A 543-nucleotide genomic window follows, 5' to 3' on the forward strand; every position below is an offset into this window, starting at 1 on the left:
CCGATTGAGACTGAGAAATATTTGTTGTTCAAACCAAACACTCAATGATAATTTGGCTCCACCTCTTTCAATACAATCACCGTTAGTCAAAAGTACAGAGACGGTCATATACACAATGGATAACGGCTCTTGCCTCCCATAGTTGTCTTCGATGACTGACAGGTACTCTGCGCTTAGTTGAAAAGGTCTTACCTTCACATGGAGTTGAACGACATGGCTCAGTTTAATGAACCAATTTCTAGCCAGCTATTAGCAATAGATGAAAACCTCTCTCAGTTAGTCACTGATATTGATATTCTTAGCAGCGTAAACCCGCTTAATTACGCCCAAGAGCGAGAAAGGTTCATCAATAATAAGTACTCGCAAGAACCTAACTTTCAGTACCAGAAAGCGCCTCTTGACACTCATCAGTCAAAACGCCGTTTGTACGAATTGCCTTTGGAACACATCGAAGATACTCAGCTGCAAAAGCTTTATGAGGATGTCATTCAGTCTTACGCCGACAAACTTGATCAAGTCAACACCATAGGTACGCAAGAGTTC

At 41.6% G+C, this 543-nt stretch carries 1 protein-coding gene; it reads left to right on the plus strand.

Translation table 11 applies throughout. The annotated features are described in order from the left end of the window. Positions 1-213: 213 nt before the first annotated feature. On the plus strand, positions 214-543 hold a 330-nt coding region (locus R7Q09_RS27810), incomplete at its 3' end, for a tyrosine/phenylalanine carboxypeptidase domain-containing protein (protein WP_318144169.1).

Source organism: Vibrio sp. 2130-1 (assembly GCF_033339515.1).